This window comes from Corynebacterium sp. AOP12-C2-36 (assembly GCF_052379185.1).
Classification (GTDB): Bacteria; Actinomycetota; Actinomycetes; order Mycobacteriales; family Mycobacteriaceae; genus Corynebacterium.
The window spans coordinates 1-229 of sequence record NZ_JBQSYJ010000092.1 but is presented as its reverse complement, the minus strand read 5'-3'; the positions used below and the strand labels follow the sequence as shown (position 1 = coordinate 229).

The 229-nt window shown below is 64.2% G+C and carries 1 protein-coding gene; it reads left to right on the top strand.

The window, feature by feature from the left end:
• Positions 1-66: 66 nt before the first annotated feature.
• On the top strand, positions 67-229 hold a 163-nt coding region (locus ACT3UN_RS16610; RefSeq protein WP_444657680.1), incomplete at its 3' end, for a transposase.

The window sequence follows — 229 nt, the reverse complement described above, 5'->3', positions numbered from 1 at the left end:
TGGCCCTACCCTCGTTGAGTGGACACCCGATTTAGCGGGACCTGTCCCGCACGAGAGGATGTCACCATGACCGACAACACCGCCGGCAAGCGATCACGGCGAAGCTTCAGTCCCGAGTACAAACACGAGGCCGCCCGCCTGGTCATCGACACAGACCGCAGCATCGCCGAAGTCGCCCGCGAGCTCAACGTCGGAGCCCAGACGCTAGGCAAATGGGTCGCCGCCGAAC